The organism is Plantibacter sp. H53 (assembly GCF_001650455.1).
In the GTDB taxonomy this organism is placed as follows: domain Bacteria; phylum Actinomycetota; class Actinomycetes; order Actinomycetales; family Microbacteriaceae; genus Plantibacter; species Plantibacter flavus_A.
Genome location: NZ_LWCT01000048.1, coordinates 16,653 through 42,338 on the forward strand (window position 1 = coordinate 16,653; position 25,686 = coordinate 42,338).

The 25,686-nt window shown below is 69.6% G+C and carries 24 protein-coding genes, 1 tRNA gene and 1 riboswitch; of the genes, 13 read left to right on the plus strand and 12 right to left on the minus strand.

All coding sequences use genetic code 11. The features are described from left to right. Positions 1-125: 125 nt before the first annotated feature. The 3 genes from A4X17_RS15705 to A4X17_RS15715 all read right to left on the minus strand — a co-directional run bounded on the left by A4X17_RS15705 (position 126) and on the right by A4X17_RS15715 (position 2,539). Positions 126-974 (minus strand): anti-sigma factor domain-containing protein, encoded by an 849-nt coding sequence (locus tag A4X17_RS15705; RefSeq protein WP_064296610.1) that lies wholly within the window; start codon positions 972-974, stop codon positions 126-128. Then, the gene (gene sigK, locus A4X17_RS15710) at positions 971-1,591 is read right to left on the minus strand and encodes an ECF RNA polymerase sigma factor SigK (protein ID WP_082916233.1); all 621 of its coding nucleotides are present in this window, start codon (positions 1,589-1,591) and stop codon (positions 971-973) included. The genes A4X17_RS15705 and sigK overlap by 4 nt, the downstream gene beginning before the upstream one ends. Before the next feature lie 318 nt (positions 1,592-1,909). Further along, on the minus strand, positions 1,910-2,539 hold the full coding sequence (locus A4X17_RS15715; RefSeq protein ID WP_064296611.1) for a hypothetical protein: 630 nt from the start codon (positions 2,537-2,539) through the stop codon (positions 1,910-1,912). A 129-nt stretch (positions 2,540-2,668) separates the two neighbouring features. Between A4X17_RS15715 and A4X17_RS15720 the strand changes: the two genes are divergently transcribed. Then, positions 2,669-2,744, plus strand: a tRNA-Lys gene (locus A4X17_RS15720). A 68-nt stretch (positions 2,745-2,812) separates the two neighbouring features. Here the strand turns inward: A4X17_RS15720 and A4X17_RS15725 are convergent. The 3 genes from A4X17_RS15725 to A4X17_RS15735 form a co-directional block, all read right to left on the minus strand. Next, a complete protein-coding gene (locus tag A4X17_RS15725) occupies positions 2,813-3,505 on the minus strand; it encodes a ScbR family autoregulator-binding transcription factor (RefSeq protein ID WP_064296612.1) in 693 nt (230 codons plus the stop codon). Positions 3,506-3,805: 300 nt separating this feature from the next. Beyond that, positions 3,806-4,609 (minus strand): hypothetical protein, encoded by an 804-nt coding sequence (locus tag A4X17_RS15730; RefSeq protein ID WP_082916224.1) that lies wholly within the window; start codon positions 4,607-4,609, stop codon positions 3,806-3,808. Between the two features lie 4 nt (positions 4,610-4,613). Continuing rightward, the gene (locus tag A4X17_RS15735) at positions 4,614-5,225 is read right to left on the minus strand and encodes a TetR/AcrR family transcriptional regulator (protein ID WP_064296613.1); all 612 of its coding nucleotides are present in this window, start codon (positions 5,223-5,225) and stop codon (positions 4,614-4,616) included. Between the two features lie 106 nt (positions 5,226-5,331). On the opposite strand from A4X17_RS15735, the gene A4X17_RS15740 reads away from it, so the two are divergent. Then, positions 5,332-6,828, plus strand: a complete 1,497-nt coding sequence (locus A4X17_RS15740; protein ID WP_064296614.1) for an MFS transporter — start codon at positions 5,332-5,334, stop codon at positions 6,826-6,828. A gap of 81 nt (positions 6,829-6,909) precedes the next feature. Here the strand turns inward: A4X17_RS15740 and A4X17_RS15745 are convergent, their stop codons facing one another. Then, positions 6,910-7,266: a DUF2200 domain-containing protein gene (locus tag A4X17_RS15745; protein WP_064296615.1), complete on the minus strand. Its 357-nt coding sequence runs from the start codon at positions 7,264-7,266 to the stop codon at positions 6,910-6,912. A 117-nt stretch (positions 7,267-7,383) separates the two neighbouring features. On the opposite strand from A4X17_RS15745, the gene A4X17_RS15750 reads away from it, so the two are divergent. Next, complete coding sequence (locus A4X17_RS15750; protein ID WP_197479109.1) at positions 7,384-8,487, plus strand: CPBP family intramembrane glutamic endopeptidase; 1,104 nt, start codon at positions 7,384-7,386, stop codon at positions 8,485-8,487. Here A4X17_RS15750 and A4X17_RS15755 read toward each other — a convergent pair. Together A4X17_RS15755 and A4X17_RS15760 are read right to left on the minus strand one after the other, a co-directional pair. Then, the gene (locus tag A4X17_RS15755; RefSeq protein ID WP_064296617.1) at positions 8,429-8,944 is read right to left on the minus strand and encodes a YbaK/EbsC family protein; all 516 of its coding nucleotides are present in this window, start codon (positions 8,942-8,944) and stop codon (positions 8,429-8,431) included. The genes A4X17_RS15750 and A4X17_RS15755 overlap by 59 nt on opposite strands. A gap of 76 nt (positions 8,945-9,020) precedes the next feature. Then, positions 9,021-9,833, minus strand: a complete 813-nt coding sequence (locus A4X17_RS15760) for a DeoR/GlpR family DNA-binding transcription regulator (protein WP_064296618.1) — start codon at positions 9,831-9,833, stop codon at positions 9,021-9,023. 83 nt (positions 9,834-9,916) lie between these two features. On the opposite strand from A4X17_RS15760, the gene galT reads away from it, so the two are divergent. From galT to A4X17_RS15775, 3 genes are all read left to right on the plus strand, one after another. Beyond that, positions 9,917-11,068, plus strand: a complete 1,152-nt coding sequence (gene galT / locus A4X17_RS15765) for a galactose-1-phosphate uridylyltransferase (RefSeq protein WP_064296619.1) — start codon at positions 9,917-9,919, stop codon at positions 11,066-11,068. Further along, on the plus strand, positions 11,065-12,225 hold the full coding sequence (galK, locus tag A4X17_RS15770; RefSeq protein WP_064296620.1) for a galactokinase: 1,161 nt from the start codon (positions 11,065-11,067) through the stop codon (positions 12,223-12,225). Before galT ends, galK begins: the two co-directional genes overlap by 4 nt. Positions 12,226-12,363: 138 nt before the next feature. Next, entirely contained in the window at positions 12,364-13,281 is a 918-nt protein-coding gene (locus A4X17_RS15775; protein WP_064296621.1) for a hypothetical protein, read from the plus strand. Positions 13,282-13,307: 26 nt separating this feature from the next. Here A4X17_RS15775 and A4X17_RS15780 read toward each other — a convergent pair whose 3' ends face one another. Both A4X17_RS15780 and glyA read right to left on the minus strand, forming a co-directional pair. Further along, positions 13,308-14,180: a bifunctional methylenetetrahydrofolate dehydrogenase/methenyltetrahydrofolate cyclohydrolase gene (locus A4X17_RS15780; protein WP_064296622.1), complete on the minus strand. Its 873-nt coding sequence runs from the start codon at positions 14,178-14,180 to the stop codon at positions 13,308-13,310. A 10-nt stretch (positions 14,181-14,190) separates the two neighbouring features. Continuing rightward, positions 14,191-15,462, minus strand: a complete 1,272-nt coding sequence (glyA, locus tag A4X17_RS15785; protein WP_064296623.1) for a serine hydroxymethyltransferase — start codon at positions 15,460-15,462, stop codon at positions 14,191-14,193. A gap of 42 nt (positions 15,463-15,504) precedes the next feature. Next, positions 15,505-15,623, minus strand: a riboswitch (ZMP/ZTP riboswitch). Positions 15,624-15,781: 158 nt separating this feature from the next. Here glyA and A4X17_RS15790 point away from each other — a divergent pair. Together A4X17_RS15790 and A4X17_RS15795 are read left to right on the plus strand one after the other, a co-directional pair. Beyond that, positions 15,782-17,284 carry a beta-N-acetylhexosaminidase gene (locus tag A4X17_RS15790; RefSeq protein WP_064296624.1) on the plus strand — a complete coding sequence of 501 codons (1,503 nt, stop codon included), beginning with the start codon at positions 15,782-15,784 and terminating at the stop codon, positions 17,282-17,284. Between the two features lie 404 nt (positions 17,285-17,688). Continuing rightward, positions 17,689-19,932 carry a sigma-70 family RNA polymerase sigma factor gene (locus tag A4X17_RS15795; protein WP_064296625.1) on the plus strand — a complete coding sequence of 748 codons (2,244 nt, stop codon included), beginning with the start codon at positions 17,689-17,691 and terminating at the stop codon, positions 19,930-19,932. 39 nt (positions 19,933-19,971) lie between these two features. On the opposite strand, the gene A4X17_RS15800 is transcribed toward A4X17_RS15795, so the two are convergent. Further along, positions 19,972-21,198 (minus strand): MFS transporter, encoded by a 1,227-nt coding sequence (locus A4X17_RS15800; RefSeq protein ID WP_064296626.1) that lies wholly within the window; start codon positions 21,196-21,198, stop codon positions 19,972-19,974. A gap of 184 nt (positions 21,199-21,382) precedes the next feature. On the opposite strand from A4X17_RS15800, the gene A4X17_RS19555 reads away from it, so the two are divergent. From A4X17_RS19555 to A4X17_RS15825, 5 genes are read left to right on the plus strand one after another with little or no spacing between them, the layout of a single operon-like run. Continuing rightward, on the plus strand, positions 21,383-21,775 hold the full coding sequence (locus tag A4X17_RS19555) for a MerR family transcriptional regulator (protein WP_064296627.1): 393 nt from the start codon (positions 21,383-21,385) through the stop codon (positions 21,773-21,775). Between the two features lie 27 nt (positions 21,776-21,802). Continuing rightward, positions 21,803-22,699, plus strand: coding sequence for a formyltetrahydrofolate deformylase (purU, locus tag A4X17_RS15810; RefSeq protein ID WP_369808468.1), 897 nt, complete (start codon positions 21,803-21,805; stop codon positions 22,697-22,699). A 40-nt stretch (positions 22,700-22,739) separates the two neighbouring features. Next, positions 22,740-23,096, plus strand: coding sequence for a YrdB family protein (locus A4X17_RS15815; RefSeq protein WP_231884415.1), 357 nt, complete (start codon positions 22,740-22,742; stop codon positions 23,094-23,096). Continuing rightward, positions 23,093-24,247: an N-acetylglucosamine-6-phosphate deacetylase gene (nagA, locus tag A4X17_RS15820; protein ID WP_064296629.1), complete on the plus strand. Its 1,155-nt coding sequence runs from the start codon at positions 23,093-23,095 to the stop codon at positions 24,245-24,247. Before A4X17_RS15815 ends, nagA begins: the two co-directional genes overlap by 4 nt. Further along, positions 24,244-25,605: an FAD-binding oxidoreductase gene (locus tag A4X17_RS15825; RefSeq protein WP_064296630.1), complete on the plus strand. Its 1,362-nt coding sequence runs from the start codon at positions 24,244-24,246 to the stop codon at positions 25,603-25,605. Before nagA ends, A4X17_RS15825 begins: the two co-directional genes overlap by 4 nt. Positions 25,606-25,686: the final 81 nt, after the last annotated feature.

Genomic DNA, 25,686 nt, shown 5'->3' on the forward strand with positions numbered 1-25,686 from the left:
CTGACGCCGGCACCACGACAGCCCCGCCCGGGATTCCCGGGCGGGGCTGTCGTCGTCTGCAGCACGTCCGCGAGTCTGTCGAGGTGAAGCCTGCCGACAGGCTCTCGCGGACCGGAGGGAACGGACTACGCCGTCTCGATGACCATGATCGGATCGGTGGTGGGCTGCTTGGAGCCACCCTGCGGCTCGACCGTCACGCCGACCTTGTCGCCCGCACTCATGGCGCCGTCGAGGACACGCCAGGTGGTGCCGTTCGCTGCCGAGAAGGTGCCGGCCGAGACCGGGCCTCCCTCGCCGATGTACCAGAGTTCGTAGACCTTGTCCGACGGCAGGGACCCGAGTCCGTCGACGAGCAGGGCGGACTTGCCGAGCTCACCCGACCAGACGAGGGTCGCCGTCGCATCGTCCATCGACACCTTCGCGCGCTGGACGTCGGACGCCGCGTTGATCTCCGCGAGCGCGACCGTCTGCGTGAGGGATCCACCACCGAAGGTGTTCGCGAGTCCGACACCGCCGAAGATGAGGCCGACCGCTGCTGCGGCGCCGACCACCATGCCGACGACGCTGCGACGCCACCGTGAGGCGGCCTTGCGTTCCGCAGCACCGACCACCGGGATGGTCGCTGCTGCCGCGGGCGGTGTGGCCATCGGTGTCGAGACCGGCGTCTCGTCCACCTCTGGGACTGCGGTCGGAAGCGCCTGCACCTCGGCGACAGGAGCATCGACGGGGGCCTCAGCGGGCAGCTGCGGCAGGTTCTGGATCGCGGCCATGAGCGAGTTCTTGAGCGCTGCCGACGGCTGCACGGGAGGTGCTGCGAGGTCGAGCATGGCGACGGTCTCCTCGAATTCCGCCGCTTCCTCGCGGACGGACTCGTGTTCGGCTCGCAGGCGGTCGAACCGCTCCTGCTCGCGCGGGGTCAGGGTGTGCAGCGCGTTTCCGGCTGCCAGGTCTGTTGCATCGTCTCGCTCGGTCATGTACGCACCCCCAACTCGTCTCGAAGTCTGATCATTCCGTCTCGCAACCTGGTCTTCACCGTGCCGATCGGCACGCCGAGCAGGTTCGAGATCTCGCTGTGACTGTAGCCGCCGTAGTAAGCGAGCGAAACAGCCTCACGTTGCAGCTCGCTCAACCGGACGAAGGCCCGCTTGACGCGTTCGTGCTCGATCCGGATCTCGACCGTCTCCTGCACGTTGTCGACACGCTCGTCGAAATCGCGGATGCCGATCTTGAGATCGCGGTCGCGTCCGGCCTGTGAGGCGCGCACGCGGTCGATCGCACGACGGTGGGCCATGGTGAGCACCCATGTCGTCGCCGTGCCCTTGCCCGCCTCGAACTTCTGGGCGTTCTGCCAGACCTCCAGGAACACCTCCTGGGTGACCTCTTCGGACTGCGCGTGGTCGACGAGCACCCGCTTGACGAGTCCGAGGACCCGCGGGGCGATGTGGTCGTACAGCTCGCTGAACGCGACCTGGTCGCCGCCGGCCACTCGGACGAGGAGCGCGTCGAGCACGTTCGCCAATGACACCTGCGGTGCAGCGTCGGCTTCCGGTCCCGTGGTCACAAGTCTTAGCTTCTCACGGACACCGGCCATTTGCGCGACGCCCACCCGAGGTCGGGTCTGCGTGTACAGTGCGGCGGTCATACACGGAGTTCGGTGCCGACCCGGGATCCGATTGGAGGAATCGACGCGATTCGACACCCCAGTTCCGGTGTCATCACGGAATGGGCGGCAGGAGGGCGGAGACCTCCGGAGAAAGCAAGTGCCAGGCCGCAGAAACGCCTCTCGGCGCAAGGCCGCTCGAAGCGGCGATTTTTGGAGCCCGGGGTTACTGCGGCCCGGCTGAATCAGTGTAGCAAGTGATCGGCGATGGATATTCCCAGGTACCGGGCCTTGACCGGACGGGTCGCGTCAGTCCAGGGAGTCGGTGCGCCACAGCCGCGCGCAGCCGGCGAGTTCCTCGGCGATGGTGCCGAACCGCGCGGCTTTCGTGGTGAGTCTCGCGGCGTCTGCGGGGTCGACGGCGTCCCGGTCGTCCGCGAGGGAGGTACAGCCGACCGCGTTGATCCGACAGAAGGAGGCCGCCCGCTCGAGGGCGATCGCGAAGTCACCGGTGTACAGGCCACGGAGGATCTGGTCGGCGAGGACGATGATCTCCTCAGGCCCGGTCGGTTCGGCCGCGCCGGCGATCACGGGGTCGACGGTGGTGATGAGCTCGGTGCCCCGCTGGAAGCTGAAGCTCGTCCCCACCGGGTCCTGCCGGATGAGCAGGCGCAGCAGGTAGATCCGCCAGAGGGCTCCTGGGAGACTCCGCGGGCTGGCGTGCGACCAGAGCTCCGCGATGGCGTCGATCCCGTGCTCGTCCGTGTACGTCACGAGGCGATCGACCACGGCAGGGTCCGGGTCCGCCCGCACCCGGGTGAGGAGTGCGACGGCCGTCTCGTGCGTGATCCTCGACACGGCCTCCGGGTCGAGACCACCCTGGATCGCTTCGAGCATCGACGGCGGCAGCTTCGTCGGACGATGGAATCCCTCGGTCATGCCTGCTCCTCCCTGCGACGCGCTTCGCGCACCCGACAACGGTACTCGTCCCGGCGGGCGATCCTCCCCCGTCGCCCGGACCCGCGCGTCAACGGGTGCCGTCGAAATCTCGTAGAGTAGAGCGCGTATGGGCCTGTAGCTCAGTTGGCAGAGCATCGGACTTTTAATCCGCGGGTCGTGGGTTCGAGCCCCACCGGGCCCACCACGGACGCGGCACTCGTGCGCGTCACCTCGGGATGCACGGTCGTCGCACGCCCATCGCCAGGTGGATCGCTAGATCGACGCGGCTGGTGGCGCCGGGCGCACATCGCCCCCAGCGCCGAAGGCGTCCTCCCGGACCTGCGTCGCCGCTGCCCGCCTCGTGTCGGGGACGATGGCGTCGATCGCGAGCCGCCACATGCGGTCGACCGACGCTGCGATGTCCGAGCGGCCGACCGTGGCTTGGGCGGTGAGCTGGACGCCGGTGAAGAATCCGATCAGCGTGCGGGCCAGGTCCGGTGCCGACATCGAACTCTCCAGGTCGCCGGCCTGCAGCGCCAGGTCGAGCTGAGCGGCCGTCCCCGAGATCCAGTCCTCGTAGAACGCGCCGGCCGGTTGGCTCAGCGAACCCTCATCGAGCGTGAGTCTGATCCCGGCGCGGACGACCGGGTCGTTCTCGAGCTGGTCGACCATGGCGCGAGAAATGCGGATGAGCCGCTCGAGGACTCCGTCGTACTGTTCCGACACCCGTGCCATGAGCGGCATCGACCGGTCGTGCTGCTCGTGGATGACCGCGAGGGCGATCTGCTCCTTCGACTTGAAGTGGAAGTACATGGACCCCTGCGAGATCCCGGACGCCTCCGCGATCATCGACAGACTCGCGTTCCCGTAACCGATGCGGTCGAAGACGGTCGCGGCTCCCTCGACGATCGCGTCCTGCGTCACCTGTCCGCGTTCCTGCGTGGGCGTTCGTCGCGTCCCCGGCATCCTGACCTCCTCGGGCAGCCTGTGCTCCGGCTCCGATCCATCGGCGCCGTATCCGTCGACCGTGGCCGGTCGGGGCCTCAGCCTAGAGGCTCGGAGCTCGCACAGCCGACGTCTTTCTCTAACTGGTACGAACGACTTATTCGTGTCACACTGATAGAGGTGATGCCGACGCAGTCCACGCGTCAGTGGGCTGCGTGCTCGCGACAGGGGTGCGCGACGCTCATCGCCTCGACCGGTGGGTCGCGCAGGGATCGGGGGATCCAGCGCTGCGTGATCCACCCGGTCTCACACTCGACGTGATCAGCGCGCGAGCAGCTCCGGGAGGCCGAACGCCGTCGCCCCGTCCGCAAGGCTCGCGTCGATCGAGACGAACGACAAGACCGTGATCGCGACCCCGACACGTGCAGCCGCTTCCAGCTTGTGGTGGCCGTCGAGCACGAAGTGCACAAGACCGGTGTGGGCGTCGAAGCTGTCGAACGGCTGCGTCCGGTCCAGCACGGAGACCACGAGCACGGTCGCCGCTCCCCCGGCTCGAAGCCGCTCCTTGTACGAGGCCACGCGCTCGCGGTCGTTCCGACCGGGCTGCACCATCGGCACCAGGAACTCGAAGAGGGTCTCGTGCTCGCCGGTCGTCCGGGTCGAGCCGCGGTAATACGCGGTCGCCGGGTCCTCCGGCGCACCGAGCGTGGGGTCGATACCGCGATGCACGACCTGTTCCCGCGAGAAATAGTCGTGATCGTCACCCGGAGCGACCAGGACGGGCTCGATGGACAGCAGGAGCGGCAGGTAGGTCCCCTCGGGCAGGATCGTCGACACGAGGTCGCGTAACGAAGGATTGTCGATCGCGGGCACGCCCTCGTCCAGGTGATCGTGCAGTGCGTCTGCGGCGAGCGCCCGAGCAGCCTCGTCCAGACGACGGAACAGCAGCGCGCAGCTTCCGCACGGGAAGCTCAACTCGAACGCCTGCGCGCCATCGACGATGAGGTGGCGTCCACCGGGCTCGCGGAAACCAGTGAAGCGCAGTGGGGCGTCCGGTGTCCCGAGGTGGACCGGTGCCGCTCGATCGAGCAGCCCGGTTCGAGATCGGGCGGGTCCGTCGGTCATCGAGCTACTTCCGGACGGCCGGGATGATGACGCCGTCGATCACCGAGATGAGGAAGTCACGTGTCACCGGCTCCCGCAGCATGAGGACGCGATAGCTCACCATCGCCTGGCTGATCAGCGCAAGGGTCTCCACATCGGCGTCCGCGCGGATCTCACCGCGGTCGATCGCGCGCTGCAACAGGAAGCGGTTGACCGCCATGCGCGGCTCCACGATCGCCGCATGGATGGACTCGGTGAGCTCCGGGGCATCCGAGATCATCGACATCACGCCGGCGAACACACGCATCTTGCGCTCGCCCTCGGCGATGGACGGCGCCTTGATCATCGCGACGAGGTCGCCGCGGAGTGAGCCGGTGTCGGGCAGCTTCGAGAAGTCGGGATCGATCTGCTTCATGCAGGCGACCGCGTCGATCACGAGTTCGGACTTCGACGCCCATCGGCGGTAGAGCGTCGCCTTGCCGGCCTTCGCCCGCGCGGCGACCATATCGACCGTCATCCCGGCGTAGCCCGTGTCGGCGAGGACGTCGAGCGCGGCGTCGAGGATCTCGGCGTCCCGCGTGTGATCGCGCTTCCGGCCGAGCTTCGGCGCTGCGGGTGGGGTCTCGAGCTGCGTCATCGCGGCTCACCTCCCTTTCGTCTCCGAGAACAGCATAGTTCAGGAACTCGAACGTTCAGGAACTATTCGGTTCCGAAACTGTCCAGTTCCGTATAGAGTCCTCAGCATGACTTCGAACCTCGCCGCCGGAACCCCGGCAGTCTCCTCACGCCGCTGGTGGACGCTCGTCACCGTCGGCCTCGCCCAGCTCATGGTCGTGCTCGACGCCACCGTGGTGAACATCGCGATGCCCGCGGCTCAGGCCGATCTCGGATTCTCCGACGGCGACCGCCAGTGGATCGTCACCGCCTACTCCCTCGCCTTCGGCAGCCTGCTGCTGCTCGGCGGACGCCTGTCCGACCTCATGGGTCGCAAGCGGGCGTTCATCATCGGGCTGGTCGGGTTCGCGATCGCCTCGGCCCTCGGAGGCGCCGCGGACTCGTTCGGCACCCTCGTCGCCGCGCGGGCACTCCAGGGCGTCTTCGCAGCCCTCCTCGCGCCGACCGCGCTCGCGATGCTCACGACCACCTTCACGATCCCGAAGGAGCGCGCCCGCGCGTTCGGCGTCTTCGGGGCGATCGCCGGCGCAGGTGGCGCGGTCGGTCTCCTCCTCGGCGGATTCCTCACCGAGCAGTTCGACTGGCGCTGGAACCTGTACATCAACGTCGTGATCGCCGTGGTCGCCATCGTCGGGGCGGTCCTCTTCATCACCACACCGAAGACGACCGGCCCCCGCCCCAGGCTCGACGTTCCGGGCACCGTCCTCGTCTCGGGTGCGTTGTTCAGCCTCGTCTACGGATTCGCCAACGCCGAGACCGACGGCTGGGACTCACCGCTCAGTTGGGCCTTCCTGGCCGCCGCAGCCGTGCTCCTCGTCGTGTTCGTCCTCTGGCAGCGCCGGGCCGCGCACCCGCTCCTCCCGTTGTCGATCATCCTCGACCGCAACCGCGGCGCCGCGTTCATCTCGGTCATGATCGCCGGGGCCGGGATGTTCGGCATCTTCCTCTTCGTCACCTACTACCTACAGGCCTCGCTCGGGTACTCACCGCAGCAGACGGGCTTCGCCTTCCTCCCGATGATCGCGATGCTCGTGCTCGCCGCACAGCTGGGGACCAACCTCCTCGTCCCGCGGTTCGGGCCGAAGGTCATGGTGCCGTTCGGCATGACGCTCGGGGCGATCGGCATGCTCCTCCTCACCCGACTCGACCTCGACAGCTCCTATGTCGGCAACGTCATGCCCGCGCTCATGGTGCTCGGCTTCGCGATGGGATCGATCATGCCCGCCTCGATGCAGACCGCGACGCTCGGTGTCGACCGGGCGTTCGCCGGGGTCGCCTCGGCGACGGTCAACACGAGCCAGCAGGTCGGAGGGTCGATCGGTGTGGCGCTGCTCAACACCCTCGCGGCGAGCGCCGCCACGGCGTACGTGACCGACAACGCGCCGCCCACCCCCGAGGTGCTGGCGCAGGCCGCGATCCAGAGCTACCAGACCGCGTACTTCTGGGGTGCCGGGTTCTTCGCGGTCGGTGCGGTGACGGCGGCGCTGCTGTTCCGCCGACGCAACCAGGGACTCGCCCTGCACCACGCCCCGGAGGCGTCCGCGGAGCCGGTGCTCGCGCACTGATCCGACCGGGTTCCGAGCACCGGGCCGTCGCGCACTCGCGCGGCGGCCCGGTGCGTCATCGGAGGGTCTCGCGTTCGGCCGTCAGGCGGAGGTGCGGAGGATCGAGGTCATCTTCTTCCCCTTCGCGACCTCGTCCACGAGCTTGTCCAGCTGACGGACGCGCTGCATGAGGGGGTCCTCGATCTCCTCGACGCGGATGCCGCAGATGAGGCCCGTGATGAGCGACGCATCGGGGTGCATCGCCGGCGCGTCGGCGAAGAAGGTCTCGAAGTCCGTACCGTCGGCGAGCACCCGTTCGATCGCGGCGTCGTCATAGCCGGTGAGCCAGGTGATGACCTGATCCACCTCGGCCTTCGTACGGCCCTTCCGCTCCACCTTCGCGACGTAGAGCGGGTACACGCTGGCGAAGCTCGTCGTGAAGATGCGATGTCCGGCCATACCGGTCAGTCTCCCACCGTCGAGCGTTCGAGACCAGGTCGATCACTGGGTATCCGTCGCTCGTCGTCCATCGCTCGGGGGACGCGTGCTGCCGCGACGGCTGCCTACCCTGGCAGCATGACGAACCCTGGACAGGACCCGCAGACGCCTTCGCCATCACCCTCGACGACACCGGCCTCGACGCCGGCCTCGACGCCCGTCGATCCAGCAGTGCCTCAGCGGCAGCTCGCGACGTACGACCACGCCCTCCGCGCCGCACCAGCCTGGTGGCGTGGCGCACTCGCGCTCCTCCTGCTCGTCGTCGGGTTCCTGATCCTCTCGATCGCGCTCGGCGGCATCGCGCTCATCGTGGACGTGGCCACCGGGGCGTACACGCTCGACGACGTCGCGAATGGCCTCATGACGCTGACGCCGGTGACGATGCTCGCGAACAACCTGTCGCTCGCCGCGCTCATCCCGGTGTCGATGCTCATCCAGTGGGCGATCTTCGGTGTCCGTCCACGGTGGCTCTCCTCGGTGGAGGGGCGCTTCCGCTGGCACTGGCTCGGGCGTCTCGCGCTCATCATCGTCCCGGTGTGGATCGTGTACGTCGGCGCGTCCGTCCTGCTCTCCCCGCTCGAGCCCATCGTGGTCGACGGCACCATGATCGCGATGCTCGCCGTCGTGATCCTCACGACGCCGCTGCAGTCTGCCGGCGAGGAGTATGGGGCCCGCGGCCTCATCCAGCGCTCCGTCGGATCCTGGTTCAGTCGACCGATCACCGCGTTCCTCGTCGGCACCGTCGTCTCCGGCGCGGTCTTCGCCTCGGTGCACTTCGCGGGCGACCCCTGGCTCATCGCCTACTACTTCGTGTTCGGCGCCTCGATGTCCTTCGCCGCCCGCGGGACCGGCGGCCTCGAGGCTCCGGTGCTCATCCACGCGACGAACAACGTCCTCCTCCTCGTCCCCACAGCCCTCATGTCGCAGACCGACCAGGTCTTCGAACGGGGCGAGGGCGCCGGCGGACCGTTCATGCTCATCCCGATGGCGCTCTGTGTCGCGGCAGCCGTCGTGAGCACCTGGTTGGGGCGCAGGAACGGCGTGACCGCGACGGCTCCGCTGCCGCCGAGCCGGGTGACGAAGCAGCACGGGACACCGCCGGACGCCCTGGCCGCTCCAGTGGCTACGCCGACGCAGCTGCCGACGACCCCGCAGGATCCGTCGGCGGCTCCACCGCGATGACCTGCCCACCGGTCACCCGCACGAGCTCCTCGAAGGTCGTCGGGAACACCGTGTGCGCATGGCCGGCTGCGGCCCAGACCTCCGGGTAGGCGGCGAGCGCCTCGTCCACGTAGGTGCGGATCGGTTCCGGGTGACCGACGGGCGCGACACCGCCGATGACCTGTCCCGTCGCCGCCTTGACGACCTCGGCGTCAGCGCGCTTCAGCCGTCCACCGAGCCGCTCGCCCACCCAGGCGGTGTCGACACGATGGGCACCGCTCGTGAGGATCAGGGTCGGCGCGCCGTCGAGCGTGAACACGAGGGAGTTCGCGATCGCCCCGACCTCGATCCCCAGGGCCTCCGCTGCGAGCGCCGCGGTTCGAGCAGCATCGTCGAGCCAGGTGATCTCGCCCTGGGCTCCGCGATCACGCAGCGTCTGCTCGACGATGGACACGGCCGGATGCGCTCGATCAGTCATGCGACCATGCTGCCGCACCGGGCCGTCGGCGCGCGAGTGCCGGGGCGCGACGCGATACGGACTGCTGGACGCGAGGTCAGTCGCCGAGCGGGACGAGCGTCACCGCGAGGCCCGCTTCCCGGAGGAGTGCGATGGTCTCGGGCGCGGCCCCGTCGTCGGTCAGGAGGGCGTCGAAAGCCTCGAGCCCGGCGATCCGGCCGAGCTGCCGCACACCGAGCTTCGAGGCGTCGGCGACCACGACCACCCGCTCGGCGGCGCGCACCATCCTGGCCTTCACCTCGGCCTCGGGCAGGTTGACGTTGGTCACGCCATGGCCTGCGTCGACACCGTTGCACCCGATGAAGGCGAGATCGGCGTGGACCTGGCCGAGCAGCGAACCGGCGAGCGGATCGACGAGCGAATGCTGGAGCGGCCGAAGCGATCCACCAGTGACGATCACCGAGAACCTCGGGATCTCCGACTCGAGTTCGAGCGCGATGGTCAGGCCGTTCGTGATGACCACGACGTCGGCGAGGTCGCGGCGAGCCTTGAGCGCGCGGGCGAGGGCGAGGCCGGTGCTGCCGACGTCGACGATCACGCTCTGACCGGAGCGCACCATCGCGGCCGCCGCCTCTCCGATCCGCTGCTTCGCGTGGGCCGAGGTCGCGGTCGCGAGTTCGATCGGCGACTCGACGGCGCCGCGTCCCTGCACGGGCATCGCCCCTCCGTGCACGCGGACGGCCTCGCCCTGGTCGACGAGGGTGTCGAGGTCCGTCCGGGCGGTCACCCGTGAGACGCCGAAGTCGTCGGAGATGTCGGCGACGCGCACGAAGCCGCGCTCATCGAGGAGCTCGCGGATGCGGTCGCGTCGCAGTGGGGCGGGCAACTGCATCGGCTCGTCGTCGGACATGCTTGAATCTTCGCTGACTTGCCTATACTTTTCAAGGCGAAACGTTGTACGTTTCCTTTCGACAACCCGTTCTGAGGATCCCCATGCCCCCACTCGACGACACCTTCGTCATCGACCCGGCGATCGCGAGCTCGACCCAGCGCCTCGCCGACGGTCGCGAACTCATCTACTTCGACGACGTCGACACGACGCTGCCCGCGGAGCGCCTGCCCGACGCACGCGAACTCGCGCCACGACCACCGACCGCGTCCATGCGCCAGGACCCGCTGACGGGTGAGTGGATCTCTATCGCCGCCGCCCGCCAGAACCGCGTGATGCTGCCACCCGCGAACCTCGACCCACTCGCGCCCGCGAGCCCCTCGAACCCCTCCGAGATCCCCGACCAGTACGACGTCGCGGTCTTCGAGAACAAGTCGCCGTCCTTCGGACCGCTGCTCGAAGACGAGAACGCACCGGTCGATTTCGCCGACCTCGAGGCCATCGGAATCGGCCGGACCCGCACCTCGGTCGGCCGCTGCGAGGTCGTGAGCTTCAGCCCGTCGAGCACCGGTTCCTTCGGCTCGCTGTCCCGAACCCGGGCGCGCACGGTGATCGAAGCGTGGGCCCGCCGGACGCACGCACTGTCGCAGATCGACTCGATCCAGCAGGTGTTCCCCTTCGAGAACCGTGGCGAGCAGATCGGTGTCACCCTCCACCACCCGCACGGGCAGATCTACTCCTACCCCTACGTGACCCCGCGCACGCAGCGACTCATCGCCGCTAGCGAGGCCTACGGTCCCGGACTCTTCGCCGACATCCTCGCCGCGGAGCAGGCCGACGAGCGCGTCGTCCTCGCCGGCGAGCACTGGACGGCGTTCGTCCCGTTCGCCGCGCGCTGGCCCATCGAGGTGCACCTGCTCCCCCACCGGCACGTGCCCGACTTCGCCGCGACCTCGCTCGAAGAACGCGACGAACTCGCCGTCCTCTACCTGCGGCTGCTGCGCGGCGTCGACGCCCTGTACGACACCCCGACCCCGTACATCGCCGCCTGGCACCAGGCCCCGACCCGTGTCCACCGCGACGAGCTCCGACTCCACCTGCAGCTCACCTCCCCACGTCGTGGAGCCGACCGCCTGAAGTACCTGGCCGGCTCCGAGGCCGCCATGGGCGCCTGGATCGGCGACGTCCCGCCTGAGACCACCGCCACCGCCCTGCGCGCCGCGATCGCCGCAGCCGACGAGGAGAACCCCGTATGACCGACCTGCAGCGCACCGCCACGAGCGGATTCGAGAACGCCTTCGGCAGCGAGCCGCACGGACTCTGGACCGCGCCCGGCCGCGTGAACATCATCGGCGAGCACACCGACTACAACGACGGCTTCGTGTTCCCGATGGCGATCGACCGCCGCACCGTCGCAGCCGTCCGGCGTCGCGACGACGACCGCATCCGGGTCTCGAGCAGCTTCTCACCCGAGATCGTCGAGGTCTCGGTGCGGGCGCTCGATCCCGACGCACTGCACGGCTGGTCCGCCTACCCGCTTGGCGTCGCATGGGCGCTCGGCCAGTTCGGGGCTCCCTTGCAGGAGCTGCCCGGTGTCGACGTCTACATCGACTCCGACGTCCCGGTCGGGGCCGGCCTCTCCTCCTCCGCGGCCATCGAGGCCTCGGTCGGCGTCGCACTGAACGAGATCTGGCACCTCGACCACGACCGCCGGACGCTCGCGAAGATCTGCCAGCTCGCCGAGAACCGAGCGGTCGGCGCACCGACCGGCATCATGGACCAGTCGGCGTCACTCCTCGGCCGGCGTGACTGCGGCGTCTTCCTCGACTGCCGTTCGCTCGAGACCGACGTCATCCCCCTCGGCTTCGAGGAGCACGACCTCGAGCTGCTCGTCATCGACACGCGCGTCGAGCACGCCCATGTGTCGGGCGGGTACGCCGCACGTCGGGCGTCCTGCGAGGCGGGCGCCGCAGCGCTTGGAGCCGACTCGCTCCGCGACGTCACGGTCGGCGACCTCGACCGCGCTCGCGAGCTGCTCGACGACGAGACCTTCCGCCGCGTCCGTCACGTCGTGACGGAGAACCAGCGTGTCCTCGACACCGTCAGGACCCTGCGCGAGCACGGGCCGACGTCGATCGGCGAGCTGCTCGTGGCCTCTCACGCGTCGATGCGCGACGATTTCGAGATCTCGGTTCCGGAACTCGACCTGGCCGTCGAGACGTCGATGGCGGCGGGTGCGATCGGGTCGCGCATGACCGGTGGTGGCTTCGGGGGTGCGGCGATCGCCCTGGTCCCCGTCGCCCTGGCGTCGGCCGTGGCCGAGGCGGTCACGGCGGCGTTCGCCGAGGCGTCCTTCACCGCCCCGACCATCTTCCCCGTCCGCCCCGCCGCCGGAGCCACCCGAGAATCCTGACCTTCCCCTTCCCACCCCTGCCCGCGAACTGTCAATTCCGGCTAGTCCCGGCCGCTCGGACTAGCGTCGAGTGACAGTTCGCGGGCTGGGTGTGGAGAACTTCCGACGCTGAAACACCGCAGTCGGCACCGTGGTGGGATGGTCCGCCGACGTCCCCTCCCCCTCGAACTCAGCAAGCAGCCGTTCTCCATGGCCGAAGCCGACGAACTCGGCGTGCCTCGATCGCGGCTACGAGCGCGCGACCTCGCCACGCCGCACCGAGGCGTCCGGGCACCGCTCGACCAGCCCACGGACATCCCCGGACGCTGTCACGCCTATGCCCCACTCCTCCACGATGGGCAGTTCTTCAGCCACGTGAGCGCGGCGGCCTTGCACGGCCTCCCCGTGCCCACCTGGGAACACGAGGCACCACTGGACGTCGCGTCCATCGCGCCGGCACGCGCGCCTCGAGGATCGGGCGTGCGTGGGCATCAACTCGACGGGGACCACTGGGAGGTCGTCGCCGTCGAAGGGCTACCGGTACTGACCGCCGTCGACGCCTGGTGTCAGCTCGGAACCCGACTCCCCTTGGACGACCTGGTGATCGCCGGCGACGTGTTGCTCCGCCGCAAGCGACCACTGGCATCGGAGCAGCAGATCGTCCGCGGGCTGGCACGGATGAACGGCCGTCGCGGCGCGAAGCGGCTGCGGCTCGCGTTCTCGATGATGCGGCCTCGGACGGATTCGCCGATGGAGACCGCATTGCGCCTGCTGATCGTCCGCGCGGGCCTTCCGGAACCACTCGTCAACGAGGTCATCTCAGACGCCCCCGGACGTTTTCTGGCCTTGGGCGACCTGGTGTATCCCGAACAGCGGGTCCTCGTCGAATACGACGGCGGCACCCACTTCTCGGATGAACGGCAGATCTTCCACGACATCGATCGCCTCGACCGAGTCATGGCAGCGGGCTGGCGGGTCATCCGGGTGAATCGCTCGCACCTGACGGACCCGTCGCCCATCCTCACCGCCCTGGCTCGCGAACTGTCACTTCCGGCTAATCGCGGGGCGCCGGACTAGCGTCGAGTGACAGTTCGCGGGCTGGGTTAGGGGGTGGCCATGCGGACGACGTTGGCGAGGAGTCCGACTCTCGTCATGGGACCGACACCACCGGGGTTCGGGCTGATCCACGAGGCGACCTCGGCCACGTCGGGGGCGACGTCGCCGACGACCCGGGACTTGCCGGTCCCGGGGTCGGTCTCGCGACTCACACCGACGTCGAGGACGATGACGCCGGGCTTCACGGCATCGCGCGTGACGATCCCGGGGACGCCCGCCGCGGCGACGATCACGTCGGCGGTGCGGAGGATGTCGTCGAGTCCGACCGTTCCGGTGTGCGTCAGCGTGACCGTCGCGTTGTATTCGCGACGGGTGAGCAGCGGGCCGATCGCGCGACCGACGGTGACCCCGCGGCCCACGACGACGACGTGCTTGCCCGCCCAGCTGATCCCGTGACGTTCCACCAGCTCGATGACGCCCTTCGGCGTGCACGGCAACGGCGTGTGGATCGGGCGGTTCACGTTGAGCACGAGACGACCGAGGTTGGTCGGGTGGAGCCCATCGGCGTCCTTCTCGGGATCGATGCGCTCGAGGATCGCGTCGGTGTCGATGTGCTTCGGCAACGGCAGCTGCACGATGTAGCCGGTGCAGCTCTCGTCGGCGTTGAGCTCGTCGAGGACGGCCTCGAGCTCCTCCTGCGAGACCGTCTCGGGCAGGTCGCGTCGGATCGACTCCATGCCGACCTCGGCACAGTCGCGGTGCTTGCCGGCGACGTACCACTGCGAACCGGGGTCGGAACCGACGAGGACGGTGCCCAGCCCGACCGAGATGCCGCGCTCCTTGAGCGCGGCCACCTCGATCGCGAGTTCGGACTTGATGGCGGCGGCAGTGGCCTTACCGTCGAGGATCTGTGCGGTCATGTGCCCGCCCCTACTGCTGGAGGCCGGGGTAGAGCGGGAAGCGCTCGGCGAGCGCCGTGACGCGCTCCCGGAGGGCTCCGGCCTCGGCACCGTTGCGCAGCGCGAGAGCGATGATGTCGGCGACCTCGGCGAACTCGGTGTCGCCGAAGCCACGCGTCGCGAGTGCCGGGGTCCCGATCCGCAGACCGGAGGTGACCATCGGCGGGCGCGGGTCGAACGGCACCGAGTTGCGGTTGACCGTGATGCCGACCTCGTGGAGGAGGTCTTCGGCCTGCTGGCCGTCGAGCTCGGAGGTGCGGAGGTCGGCGAGCACGAGGTGCACGTCGGTGCCGCCGGTGAGGACGTCGATACCGGCGGCCTTCGACGCCTCGGAGGTGAGCGCCTCGGCGAGGAGCTTGGCACCGCGGAGCGTCCGCTCCTGGCGGTCCTTGAACTCCGCCGTGGCGGCGAGCTTGAACGCGGTCGCCTTGGCGGCGATGACGTGCATGAGCGGCCCGCCCTGCTGGCCGGGGAACACGTTCGAGTTGAGCTTCTTGGCGAGCTCCATGTCGCGGCTCACGATGAAGCCGGAGCGCGGGCCGCCGATGGTCTTGTGCACGGTGGAGGAGACGACGTCGGCGAACGGCACGGGCGACGGGTGGACGCCTGCGGCGACGAGGCCGGCGAAGTGCGCCATGTCGACCCAGAGCTTCGCACCGACCTCGTCGGCGATCGCGCGGAACGCGGCGAAGTCGAGCTGGCGCGGGTAGGCGGACCAGCCGGCGATGATGACCTGGGGCTTGTGCTCGAGTGCTTTGTCGCGGACGACGTCCATGTCGACGAGGAAGGTCTCGGGGTCGACGCCGTAGGAGACGGCGTTGTAGAGCTTGCCGGAGAAGTTGAGCTTCATGCCGTGCGTGAGGTGGCCACCGTGGGCGAGCTCGAGACCGAGGATGGTGTCGCCGGGGGTGGCGATCGCCGAGAGGACCGCGGCGTTGGCCGTGGCGCCCGAGTGCGGCTGGACGTTCGCGTACGCGGCTCCGAAGAGGCTCTTCGCCCGCTCGATCGCGAGGGACTCGGCGATGTCGACGAACTCGCAGCCGCCGTAGTAGCGACGACCCGGGTAGCCCTCGGCGTACTTGTTGGTGAGGACGCTGCCCTGCGACTGCAGGACGGAGACGGGCACGAAGTTCTCACTCGCGATCATCTCGAGGGTGTTGCGCTGGCGACCGAGCTCCTGCTCGAGGACCGCAGCGATCTCGGGATCGACCTCGGAGAGTGGCGCGTTGAAGGTGTCGGACAAGACTGGCTCCCTTTTGTGACAGAACGGATGTCGGTGATGTGCCGTTTCGGCCCAGGCGTGCGGCCGAATCCGCCCTTGTCTTCAAGGTGCAGGGTCGCTCCCCGATGGTGAACCATCTGAGGCGGAGCGGAACTCCGTCTATACGCCAGTTGCGACTGCTAGCAGCATAGCAACGGGACGCCCGACGCGCACCGTCCTGTGGAGGGGGCGGGCAGCGGTGGGGGCCGGTGTGTCAAGATGGCCCGACGCTTGTTCACCCTCCGAACAAACCCCGTTCCGGCCCCACGATCCCGCGTCGCCGACGCTGAAGGAACCACGCATGAGCCTGCTGCCCCGACCCATGTCGCAGACCACGGACGTCTCCGCTCCCCCGTTCCGGTTGTCGGCGGATTCGGTGATCCGTACCGACCCGTCGGCGGCGACCACGGCTCGGATCCTCGCCGAGGCCCTGCGCGCCTCGACGGGCTTCGACCTCCCGGTCGAGACCACCGGCACGGAGGAGGTCGCGGACTCGGCGGGTGCGGACATCTCGCTGTCGGTCGACCCCCGCCTGTCGACGACGAGCGGGGCCTACCGATTGACCGCCGAGGCCTCCGGTGTCGAGATCGTCGGCGCGGACGCCGACGGGGTCCACCATGGCACGCAGACACTCAGGCAGCTCCTCCCGCCGAGCAACTGGGCGTCGACGGCCGACGCACAGGACTGGATCATCGCAGCGACCGTCATCGACGACGCGCCGCGCTTCGCGTACCGCGGCGCGATGCTCGACGTCGCGAGGCACTTCTTCACGGTCGCGCAGGTGCAGCGGTTCATCGACCAGATCGCCGCACTCAAGCTCAACCACCTGCACCTGCACCTCACCGACGACCAGGGGTGGCGCCTCGAGATCGCCGGGTGGCCGGAGCTCACCGGGATCGGTGCGGCGACCGCGGTCGGTGGTGGTGCGGGCGGCTCGTACAGTGCCGACGACTACCGGGCGATCATCGAGTACGCCGCCGACCGCCGCGTCACGATCGTCCCCGAGATCGACGTCCCCGGACACACGAACGCGGTCCTCGCGGCGTATCCCGAACTCAACCCGGACGGCGTCGCCCGCGAGCCCTACACCGGCACGGAGGTCGGCTTCTCGAGCCTCGACATCCATGCCGAGTCCACCTACATGTTCCTCGACGACGTCTTCACCCAGCTCGCCGCGATGACTCCGGGTCCGTACCTCCACCTGGGTGGCGATGAAGCGCTCGCCACCACTGACGCGGACTTCCTCCACTTCGCCCGTCGGGTGTCCGAAGTGGTCGCCACGACCGGGAAGACCGCGATCGCCTGGCACGAGTTCGGCGCGTCTCGGGACCTCGCCCCCGGCACCATCGGCCAGTACTGGAACTACGTCTCCCCCGAGGACGGCCACGCCGACAAGCTGCGCTCGTTCGTGGATCAGGGCGGGCAGGTCCTCATGTCTCCGGCCGACGTCGCCTACCTCGACATGCAGTATCCCGGCGTCGCGACGGCCGGCCTCACCTGGGCGGACGGCCCCACGAGTGTCGAACGCTCCGCCGTCTGGGAGCCGACCGAGATCGTCGAAGGTGTCGGAGAGCAGGACATCCTCGGCGTCGAGGCCCCGCTCTGGACGGAGACCGTGGCCGACGTGCAGACGCTCGAGTTCCTCGTCTTCCCTCGGATCGCGTCCATCGCGGAGATCGGCTGGTCGGAGCGACGCACGCCGGACTGGAGCGACTTCCGAGACCGGCTGGCCGGCCTCGCTCAGGGCTGGTCGGCCGCGGGCATCGCCTTCCACCGCTCCCCCGAGGTCGGCTGGCTCGACTGATCCGGGCGACGGACGGGAAGGCGGCCGGGAGTGGCGCTCGCCCCCGAGCACCACTCCCGGCCTGTCGACGGGTACGCACGAAGGCGCCCCCTCCCGTCGAGATCTGCAACGTTTCGGGTCCGTTGCCCGATGCACGCCGGCCGTGGCGCGCATCGTGGCCGTCCGAGGACGACCCAGCCGGGTCCCCGTCGCCGGGAATCCTGCTGTTCATCCTGAGAGAGTGCATCCCGAACAGGTCATGACGCGGTTTCCCAGAACAATCGGAACGGATCTTCCTCGGCGCCAGCGGCTGTCCGCGAGACACCTCGTGCCAAGATGAGGGATCGGCGTCATGATCCCGCTCCACCCGACTCTCTTGGGCGGGCACGGTGCCCGGTAGTGCGCAGCTCGCAGACGGAGGCATCATGAGCCTGGACACATCCCCGGCTTCATCGCTCACCGAGCGATCGGATGCCGAGCTCATCGAGCACACCCGCACGGGCTCGCAGGACGCCTACGCGGAGCTGTGGCGACGACACTCGAACGCCGGACGGACCGTCGCCCGGTCCGTCACCTCGAGCCTCGATCCCGACGACCTCGTCTCGGAGTCCTTCGCCCGCATCTATCAGGCGGTCCGTCGCGGGAAGGGACCCACCGGCGCCTTCCGCCCCTACCTGTTCACCACCATCCGGAACACGGCGGCCGCGTGGGGCCGATCGCGTCGGGAGACCTCGCTCGACACCCTGGACTCCTTCGAGGACCCGGGCACGAACGAGGCCTCCTCGATCGAGGCCCTCGATCGCAGCCTGAGTGCCCGAGCGTTCCGGAGCCTGCCGACCCGATGGCAGGAGGTGCTGTGGTACACGGAGATCGAGGCGATGACGCCTGCGGAGGTCGCGCCGCTCCTCGGGATGAAGGCCAACTCGGTGTCCGCGCTCGCCTACCGAGCACGCGAGGGGCTGCGCGAAGCGTGGATCCAGGCGCACCTGCAGGCCGTCGACGACGACTCGGAGCACGCCTTCACGATCAGCAGGCTCGGATCGTACGCGCGCGGGAACCTCTCCGCCCGGGACACGGCCAAGGTCGAGTCGCACCTGGACGCCTGCCAGCGGTGCACCATCGTGGCCGCTGAGGCGAAGGAGGTCGGCTCGCGCATGGCGCTCGTCCTCCTCCCCCTCGTCGCAGGCGCCGCCGGTGCGGCCGGCTACACCGCGTGGTTGCAGGCGAACGGCCCGTCGGCGACCGCGGTCGCCGCGATGCCTGCCGGTGTCACCGGTGGGGTCGCAGTGACGGCGCATCTGGGCACCTCGGTGGCGGCCTCCGGTGGGGTGGCGGCCTCCGGTGCAGCCGGTTCCGGTGGCGCCGCGTCGGGTGCCGGCGCCGCGTCGGGTGCCGGCGCCGCGGGTGCTGCGGCGGCGGGTCTCTCCGGCGGGATCATCGCCGCGATCGGTGTCGGCGTCGTCGCAGCGGTGACCGCCGCCGCGCTCGTCCTGGGTCCGGTGGTGTTCCCGCCGACCGCCGACACGCCGACCTCCGGCACGGCTGCTGGGCCCACCGATGCGCCCGCCGCCCCGTCCCCGGATGCGGCCCCGATCGCCGGCCCGACGCCGACACCCTCCTCCCCGGCGCCGGCACCGAGTCCGAGTCCGACTCCGACTCCGAGTCCGAGTCCGAGTCCGAACGAGGACGGGACGCCGGATCCCGTCGTGGTCTCCCCGCAGGTTCCGACGCCCGCTGCCCCACCGGTCGCTCCGCCCGTCACCCCGGTCGATCCCGTCGACCCGACCGAACCCACAGCGCTCCCGGTGCCGACCATGGTCGCCGACTCCGGCGGTGGCTACCTGTGGCCGACGTTCAGCGGCACGGGAGCGGCCGGAGCCACCATCGACGTCCTCGACGGCGACCTCGTCGTGGCTTCGACGGTCGTGCCGGGGTCCGCGCAGCGGTCATCGGTCGCAGCCGCCCCGGTGACCGGGACCTGGTCGACAGGACCGGTCGTCCTCAACCGGTCTGGGACGTTCACCCTCACGGTGCGCCAGACCCTCGGTGACCAGGTCACCGTGTCCGCGGAACCTGCCGGCATGACGATCTCCGGGCCCTCGATCTCCGGATTCGAGACGATCCTGTCATTCCGGATCCTCGAGCCGGACGCACCGATCGTCATCAGCGGCGCTCAGAACGGTGCGATCGGGTACACCCTCGACGGTGGTGACGAGCAGCGCGTCGCGCTCGATGCCGACGGTCGGGCGACGCTCACCGGCGCCGCCGTGGCCGGCGGGTTCCACGAGCTCAGCGTCTGGAGCGTCGACCCCGCGGACCCATCGCGCGTGGGACCTGCGACCTCCGTCGAGTACCTCTCGCTGACCGGACTCCTGAGTACCGAGTCCGCCGTCGATCCAGCGACGGCCCCGCTCCCGGAAGCGGTTCTGGACACCGCACCGGAGGCGGTTCCCGCTCCGCTCCCTGTTCAGGCCGTCGTCGAACCGATCGCGGACCAGATCCCGGTGGAACCGGCTCCCGCGACGGAGCCGGACATGCCGAGTACGACCGAGCCTGATCCGGCGACGGAGACGGAGACGCCGGTGGAGACCGCACCCGACGTCACCGCGCCGACCGATGGCGCAGACGCCTCACCGGCGCCGACGACGGACGAACCGGCGGTACCGTAAACGGTCACGCTGAGCGCGTCCGCAACGGCTCGTGCTCGATCAGACGGATTCGCGCCTGCGGGTGCGCAGCACGTCCGCGGCGAGGAGCGAGGTCGCGACCACGGCGAGGCACACGTACACCCACGGCAGCACGCCGAGACCGATCTCGGCGAGGAGCAACGCGCCGAGCGCCGAACCGCCACCGATACCCGTGTTGAACGCGGTCGTGTAGAACGCGTTCGCGGTGTCGCGGATGCGCGGGCTCGCCGCGTGCAGGAGGCGCGTCTGCATGAGCGGCGGCAGCATGCCGAAGGCCGTCCCCCAGAGGAAGAACGCGACGAGTGCGCCCGGAAGCCACTCTGCTGAGAGGGCGAGGACGCTCACCATGGCGGCAGACACGGTCAGGGCGACGAACAGGCCGGTGGTCGCACGCCTCGCGAAGACGCTGCCGGTGAGGATGAGGCCGATCGCGCCCGCGACGCCGTAGACGAGGAGGAGGATGCTGAGCTGGCCGGCCGGGACACCGACCTCGCCGATGAGGAACGGTGCGATGTAGGTGTAGAACGCGTAATGGCCCGCCATGATGACGCCGACCGCGATGCAGACGATCGCGACCGGGATGATGCTCGGATCACGGCCCGTCGCACCCGAGGCTGCCGCGTGCGACTCCTCCCGACCGACGGGCGGCAGCTTCCACCACACGACGACGGCGCCGAGGAGCATGGCTGCGGCGAGCACGCCGAACGCGAGGCGCCAGCCGAGCGCGTGCCCGAGCGCGGTGCTGAGCGGGACGCCGAGGACGAAGGCGAGCGTGCCTCCGGCGATCGTCACGGACACGGCACGGGCGAGCTGTTCCTTCGGGACCAGGTGACCGGCGTACGCGCCGACGACCGCCCAGAAGACACCATGGGCGAGCCCGCCGAGCACCCGGGTGGCGACGAGGAGTTCGTAGTTCGGGGCGAGCGCGCCGAGACCGGTGCTCACGCCGAGGACGACGATGACGGCCACGAGCAACGCGTGTCGCGGCACACGCCTGGTGAGGTGGATGAGCGCGGTGCTCGACAGCACCACCGTGAACGCGAACACGCTGACGAGGAGCCCGATCTGCGACTCGGTCACGCCGAGCGAGGCGCTCATCTCCGGGAGGAGGCCGGTCGGGATCATCTCGCCGGTGACGGAGAGGAAGGTGCCCGCCGCGAGCGCGATGAGGCCGACCCAGGGGAACGGCGGTGACGACGGCTTGGTGGGTTCGGCGGCGCGCGCCGAGGAGGGCGAAGAGGAGGTCATCGGATTGCTCCAACGATGGCGTTCACTCGTCGACGGACGTGGCGGACGAGTTCGTCTACGCGCTGATGTGCGCGCCCAGGGTCAACCGACATCCGGCGACCGCGGACGAGTCTACCCGAGGCCGGGAATGCGGAGGGCTCGATCCGACGTTGCAGCTGACGTGAAGGTGACAGAGAGGCCGCTCATGCGCATTGCAGAACTCGCTGAACGAACGGGTGTCCCGGCCACCCGGCTCCGCTCCTACGAGGAGGAGGGACTCCTGGCGCCCGTGCGCGCGTCGCACGCGCCCGACGAGTACGAACCGTCCGCGATCGACCACGTCGTCACGGTCGACAACCTGTTCGACGCGGGGCTCACGACCCGTCTCGTGCGCGTGGTCCTCGATCTCGACGACGCGCGCACCTCGCGTGCCGTGCCCGACTGCTCCCGCGCGACGGCCGAGTCGCTCCATGCGCAGATCGCCTCGATCGACGCCCGCATCGACTGCCTGCGGCAGAGCCGTGAGACGGTTCGGTCGTACCTGCGGCAGTCCTCCCACGCCGACCTCGTCGACGAGCGGTCCGTCCCTGCGGCGTGAGCGGTCGGGTCCCGGTAACCTGAGTCGGTGACGAACTCGACCGATCCCTCCGCTGTGCCATCGACCACGCACGAGCGCTCCGTCCACTGGGTGCTCTCGATCATCTGCGAGGACCGGCCCGGTATCGTGCATGCGATCAGCGGTGCGATCGTCGAGGCCGACGGCAACATCACCGAGAGCCAGCAGTTCTCGAGCGATGACACCGGGCGGTTCTTCATGCGGCTCCAGGTCGAGGCTGCGGTCTCGCGCGAGCGCTTCGAGGCGGCCATCGCACCGGTCGTCGAGCGGTACGGCCTCCAGTGGCGGCTCGACGTCGTCGGTCGCCCGCTCCGGACGCTCGTCCTGGCCTCGACGGCGGCACACTGCGTCAACGACCTGCTCTTCCGCCAGCGGGCCGGCCAGCTCCCGGTCGAGATCCCCCTCGTGCTCAGCAACCACGGTTCGCTCCGCGATCTCGCCTCCTTCTACGGCGTGCCCTTCGAGGCGCTGCCCGTGACGGACGCAGCCTCGAAGGCGGCGTTCGAGGCCAGGGTCGTCGAGGCCGTCGAGGAGCACGACATCGAGCTCGTCGTCCTCGCGAGGTACATGCAGATCCTGTCCCCCGAGCTCTGCGAGCGCCTCGCCGGTCGCGCCATCAACATCCACCACTCCTTCCTGCCCGGTTTCAAGGGCGCGAACCCGTACAAGCAGGCGCACGCGCGCGGCGTCAAGCTCATCGGTGCGACCGCGCACTTCGTGACGAGCGACCTCGACGAGGGACCGATCATCGAGCAGAACGTCGTCCGCGTGGACCACTCCCGCTCCCCCGCGGAGCTCGTCGCCATCGGTCAGGACGAGGAGAGCCGCACCCTCACCCAGGCGGTGAAGTGGTTCGCCGAGGACCGCGTCCTCCTCGACGGGGCGCGCACGATCATCTTCCGCTGACCCGGAGCGGGCTCTCGGCCACGCGCCGTAGAATCGTGTGGTGTCTGAACGAACTCCCGCCGACGTGAAGATCGGCCCCAACGAGATCCTGCGGTTCTTCCTCGAACTCTTCGCCTTCTTCTCGCTCGGCTTCTGGGGCGTCGCGGTGTGGCCGTTCCCCCTGAACGTGGTCGTCGGGATCGCCGCGCCGGTCGTGGCGATCATCCTTTGGGCGCTGTTCCTCTCGCCGCGCGCCGTGATCCGCATCGACCTCTACGGCCAGGCGGTCGTCGAGCTCCTCATCTTCGCGGCGGCGGCGCTCGCCTGGTTGCACCTCGGGCAGCCGATCATCGCGACCGTCTTCGCCGTGGTCGCCGTCGCCAGTGGTGTCATCCGCGGCCGGAAGCAGCTCGCATGACCGAGCTCCTGATCCACTCCGCCACCAAGGTCGACGTCGACGGCCACCAGGACGCCTTCTGGCTGCACGCGGTCGACGGTGTCATCCGCTCCACCGGTACCGGCGACGACTGGCGGTCCCTCACCGTCGGCGACGACGCATCCGTCCTCGACGCACACGGCGGCCACCTCACGCCGGGGTTCATCGACCTCCACGTCCACGGCGGCGGCGGTTCGTCCTTCGACGACGGACGCGACGCCATCGGACGCGCGCTCGCGGTGCACCGGGCGCACGGGACCACGAGGACGCTCATCAGTCTCGTCTCGAACCCGGTCGACGCCCTCGTCGCGAGTCTCGAGGGGATCGCCGACCTCGTCGCCGAAGATCCGCTGGTCCTCGGAGCCCACCTCGAAGGTCCGTTCCTCTCATCGGCCAAGAAGGGCGCACACGACCCCGGGGCGCTCATCGACCCGAGCCCGGCCGTCGTCGAACGCCTCATCGACGCGAGCCGAGGCACGCTCCGGCAGATCACGATCGCCCCTGAGCTGCCGAACGCCCTCGAGGCGATCCAGGTCCTCGTCGAGGCCGGCGTCATCGTCGCCGTGGGTCACACCGACGCCGACGAGGCACTGACGAAGACGGCGTTCGATCTCGGTGCCCGACTCGTCACCCACGTGTTCAACGCGATGAACGGGATCCACCACCGTGCGCCCGGACCGATCATCGCCTCCTTCGCCGACGAGCGGGTCACGGTCGAGCTCATCCTCGACGGCGAACACGTGCACCCCGACGTCGCGAAGCTCGCCTTCGAGCAGGCCCCGGGCCGCGTCGCACTCATCACCGACGCGATGGCCGCAGCCGGTTCCTCCGACGGCCGTTACCTGCTGGGAGCGCTCGAGGTCCAGGTGACCGACGGTCTGGCGCGGCTCGTGGAAGGCGACTCGATCGCCGGCTCGACGCTGACGCTCGACCGGGCGCTCCGACTCGCCATCACCAGCGGTGTCGCGGCGGACGCGGCGGTCGGTGCGCTCACGAGCACCCCGGCCCGTGTCCTCGGCCTCGCCGACCGCTTCGGACGACTGGCCCCGGGATACGCCGCGGACGCCGTCCTCCTCGACCACCAGTGGAACGTCCAGGCGGTCTGGGCCGACGGATCAGCCCTGCCGCGATGACGACGCCGACCGTCCTCGACGCGCTCCGTGACGCCCTCGGCGACGCGGTCTCGACGACGGACGCCGTCCTCGCGGACGCACGGTCCGACAAGTCGGGTCACGTGTCCGACGCCCCACCCATCGCCGTGGTCTCCGCACGCTCCATCGAGGACGTCCAGACGGTCATGCGGATCGCCACCGCGACGGGGACGCCGGTCGTGACGCGCGGCGCCGGTACCGGACTGGCCGGCGGCGCACTCGGCGGCGCGGGCGAGATCGTCCTGTCGACGCTCGAGATGCAGCGCGTCCTGGAGATCAACGAACCCGACCTCCTCGCGGTGGTCGAACCGGGCATCATCAACGGCGCCTTCAACGACCTCCTGCTCGCCAGGGGGCTCTGGTTCGCGCCCGACCCGGCGAGCCGCGCGATCTCGACCGTCGGTGGGAACATCGCGACCGGTGCCGGTGGCCTGCTCTGTGCCAAGTACGGCGTGACGCGCGACGCTGTGCTCGCCCTCAAGGTCGTCCTGGCCGACGGACGGCTCATCAGCGTCGGGCACCGGAGCGTGAAGGGGGTCACCGGCCTCGACCTCACGAGTCTCATGGTCGGATCCGAGGGCGTCCTCGGCGTCATCGTCGAGGCGACCGTCCGCATCCGTCGCGTGACGCCGGGCACCGTCGCGACCATCGCCGGGTACTTCCCCAGTGTCGTCTCGGCCGCGGAGGCCACCGCCGCCGTCACCGCGTCCGGTATCCAACCGTCGATCATGGAACTCCTCGACCCCGTCGCGCTCGTCGCCGTGCACCGCTACCTGCAGTTGCCGATCCCGAACAGCGGAGAGGCGCACGTCGTGATCCAGACCGACGGCCCGAACGCCGAGGCGGAGGCCGCCGCGATCCTCGAGGTGCTCCACGCCGGCGGCGGGCGTGCTGAGATGTCCACCGACCACGCGACGGGTGAGCACCTGTTGGCCGTCCGCCGTGCCCTGCACCCCTCGCTCGAGCAGTTCGGCACCCCGCTCATCGAGGACGTGTCGGTCCCCCGCAGCCAGTTGGCGGCGATGTTCACGGCGATCGGCGAGATCGAGCGCCGCTACGGCATCTCCATCCCGACGGTCGCGCACGCGGGCGACGGCAACCTCCACCCGAACTTCGTCTTCGAGGGTGTCGAGGTACCCGACCTCATCTGGCAGGCCGCCGACGACCTCTTCACCACGGCGCTGCGGCTCGGCGGCACCCTCACCGGCGAGCACGGCATCGGCCTGCTCAAGAAGCGCTGGCTCGGCGACGAGCTCGGCGAGGATCAGCTCGCGCTCCAGCACGGGATCAAGCGGCTTTTCGACCCCGAGAACCTCCTCAACCCGGGCAAGATGTTCTGAGGCCCTTCGACAGGCTCAGGGACCGGAGGAGGTCGCGCTCAGGGACCAGGGCGAGGCGTGCTCAGGGGCAGGGAGACGGCG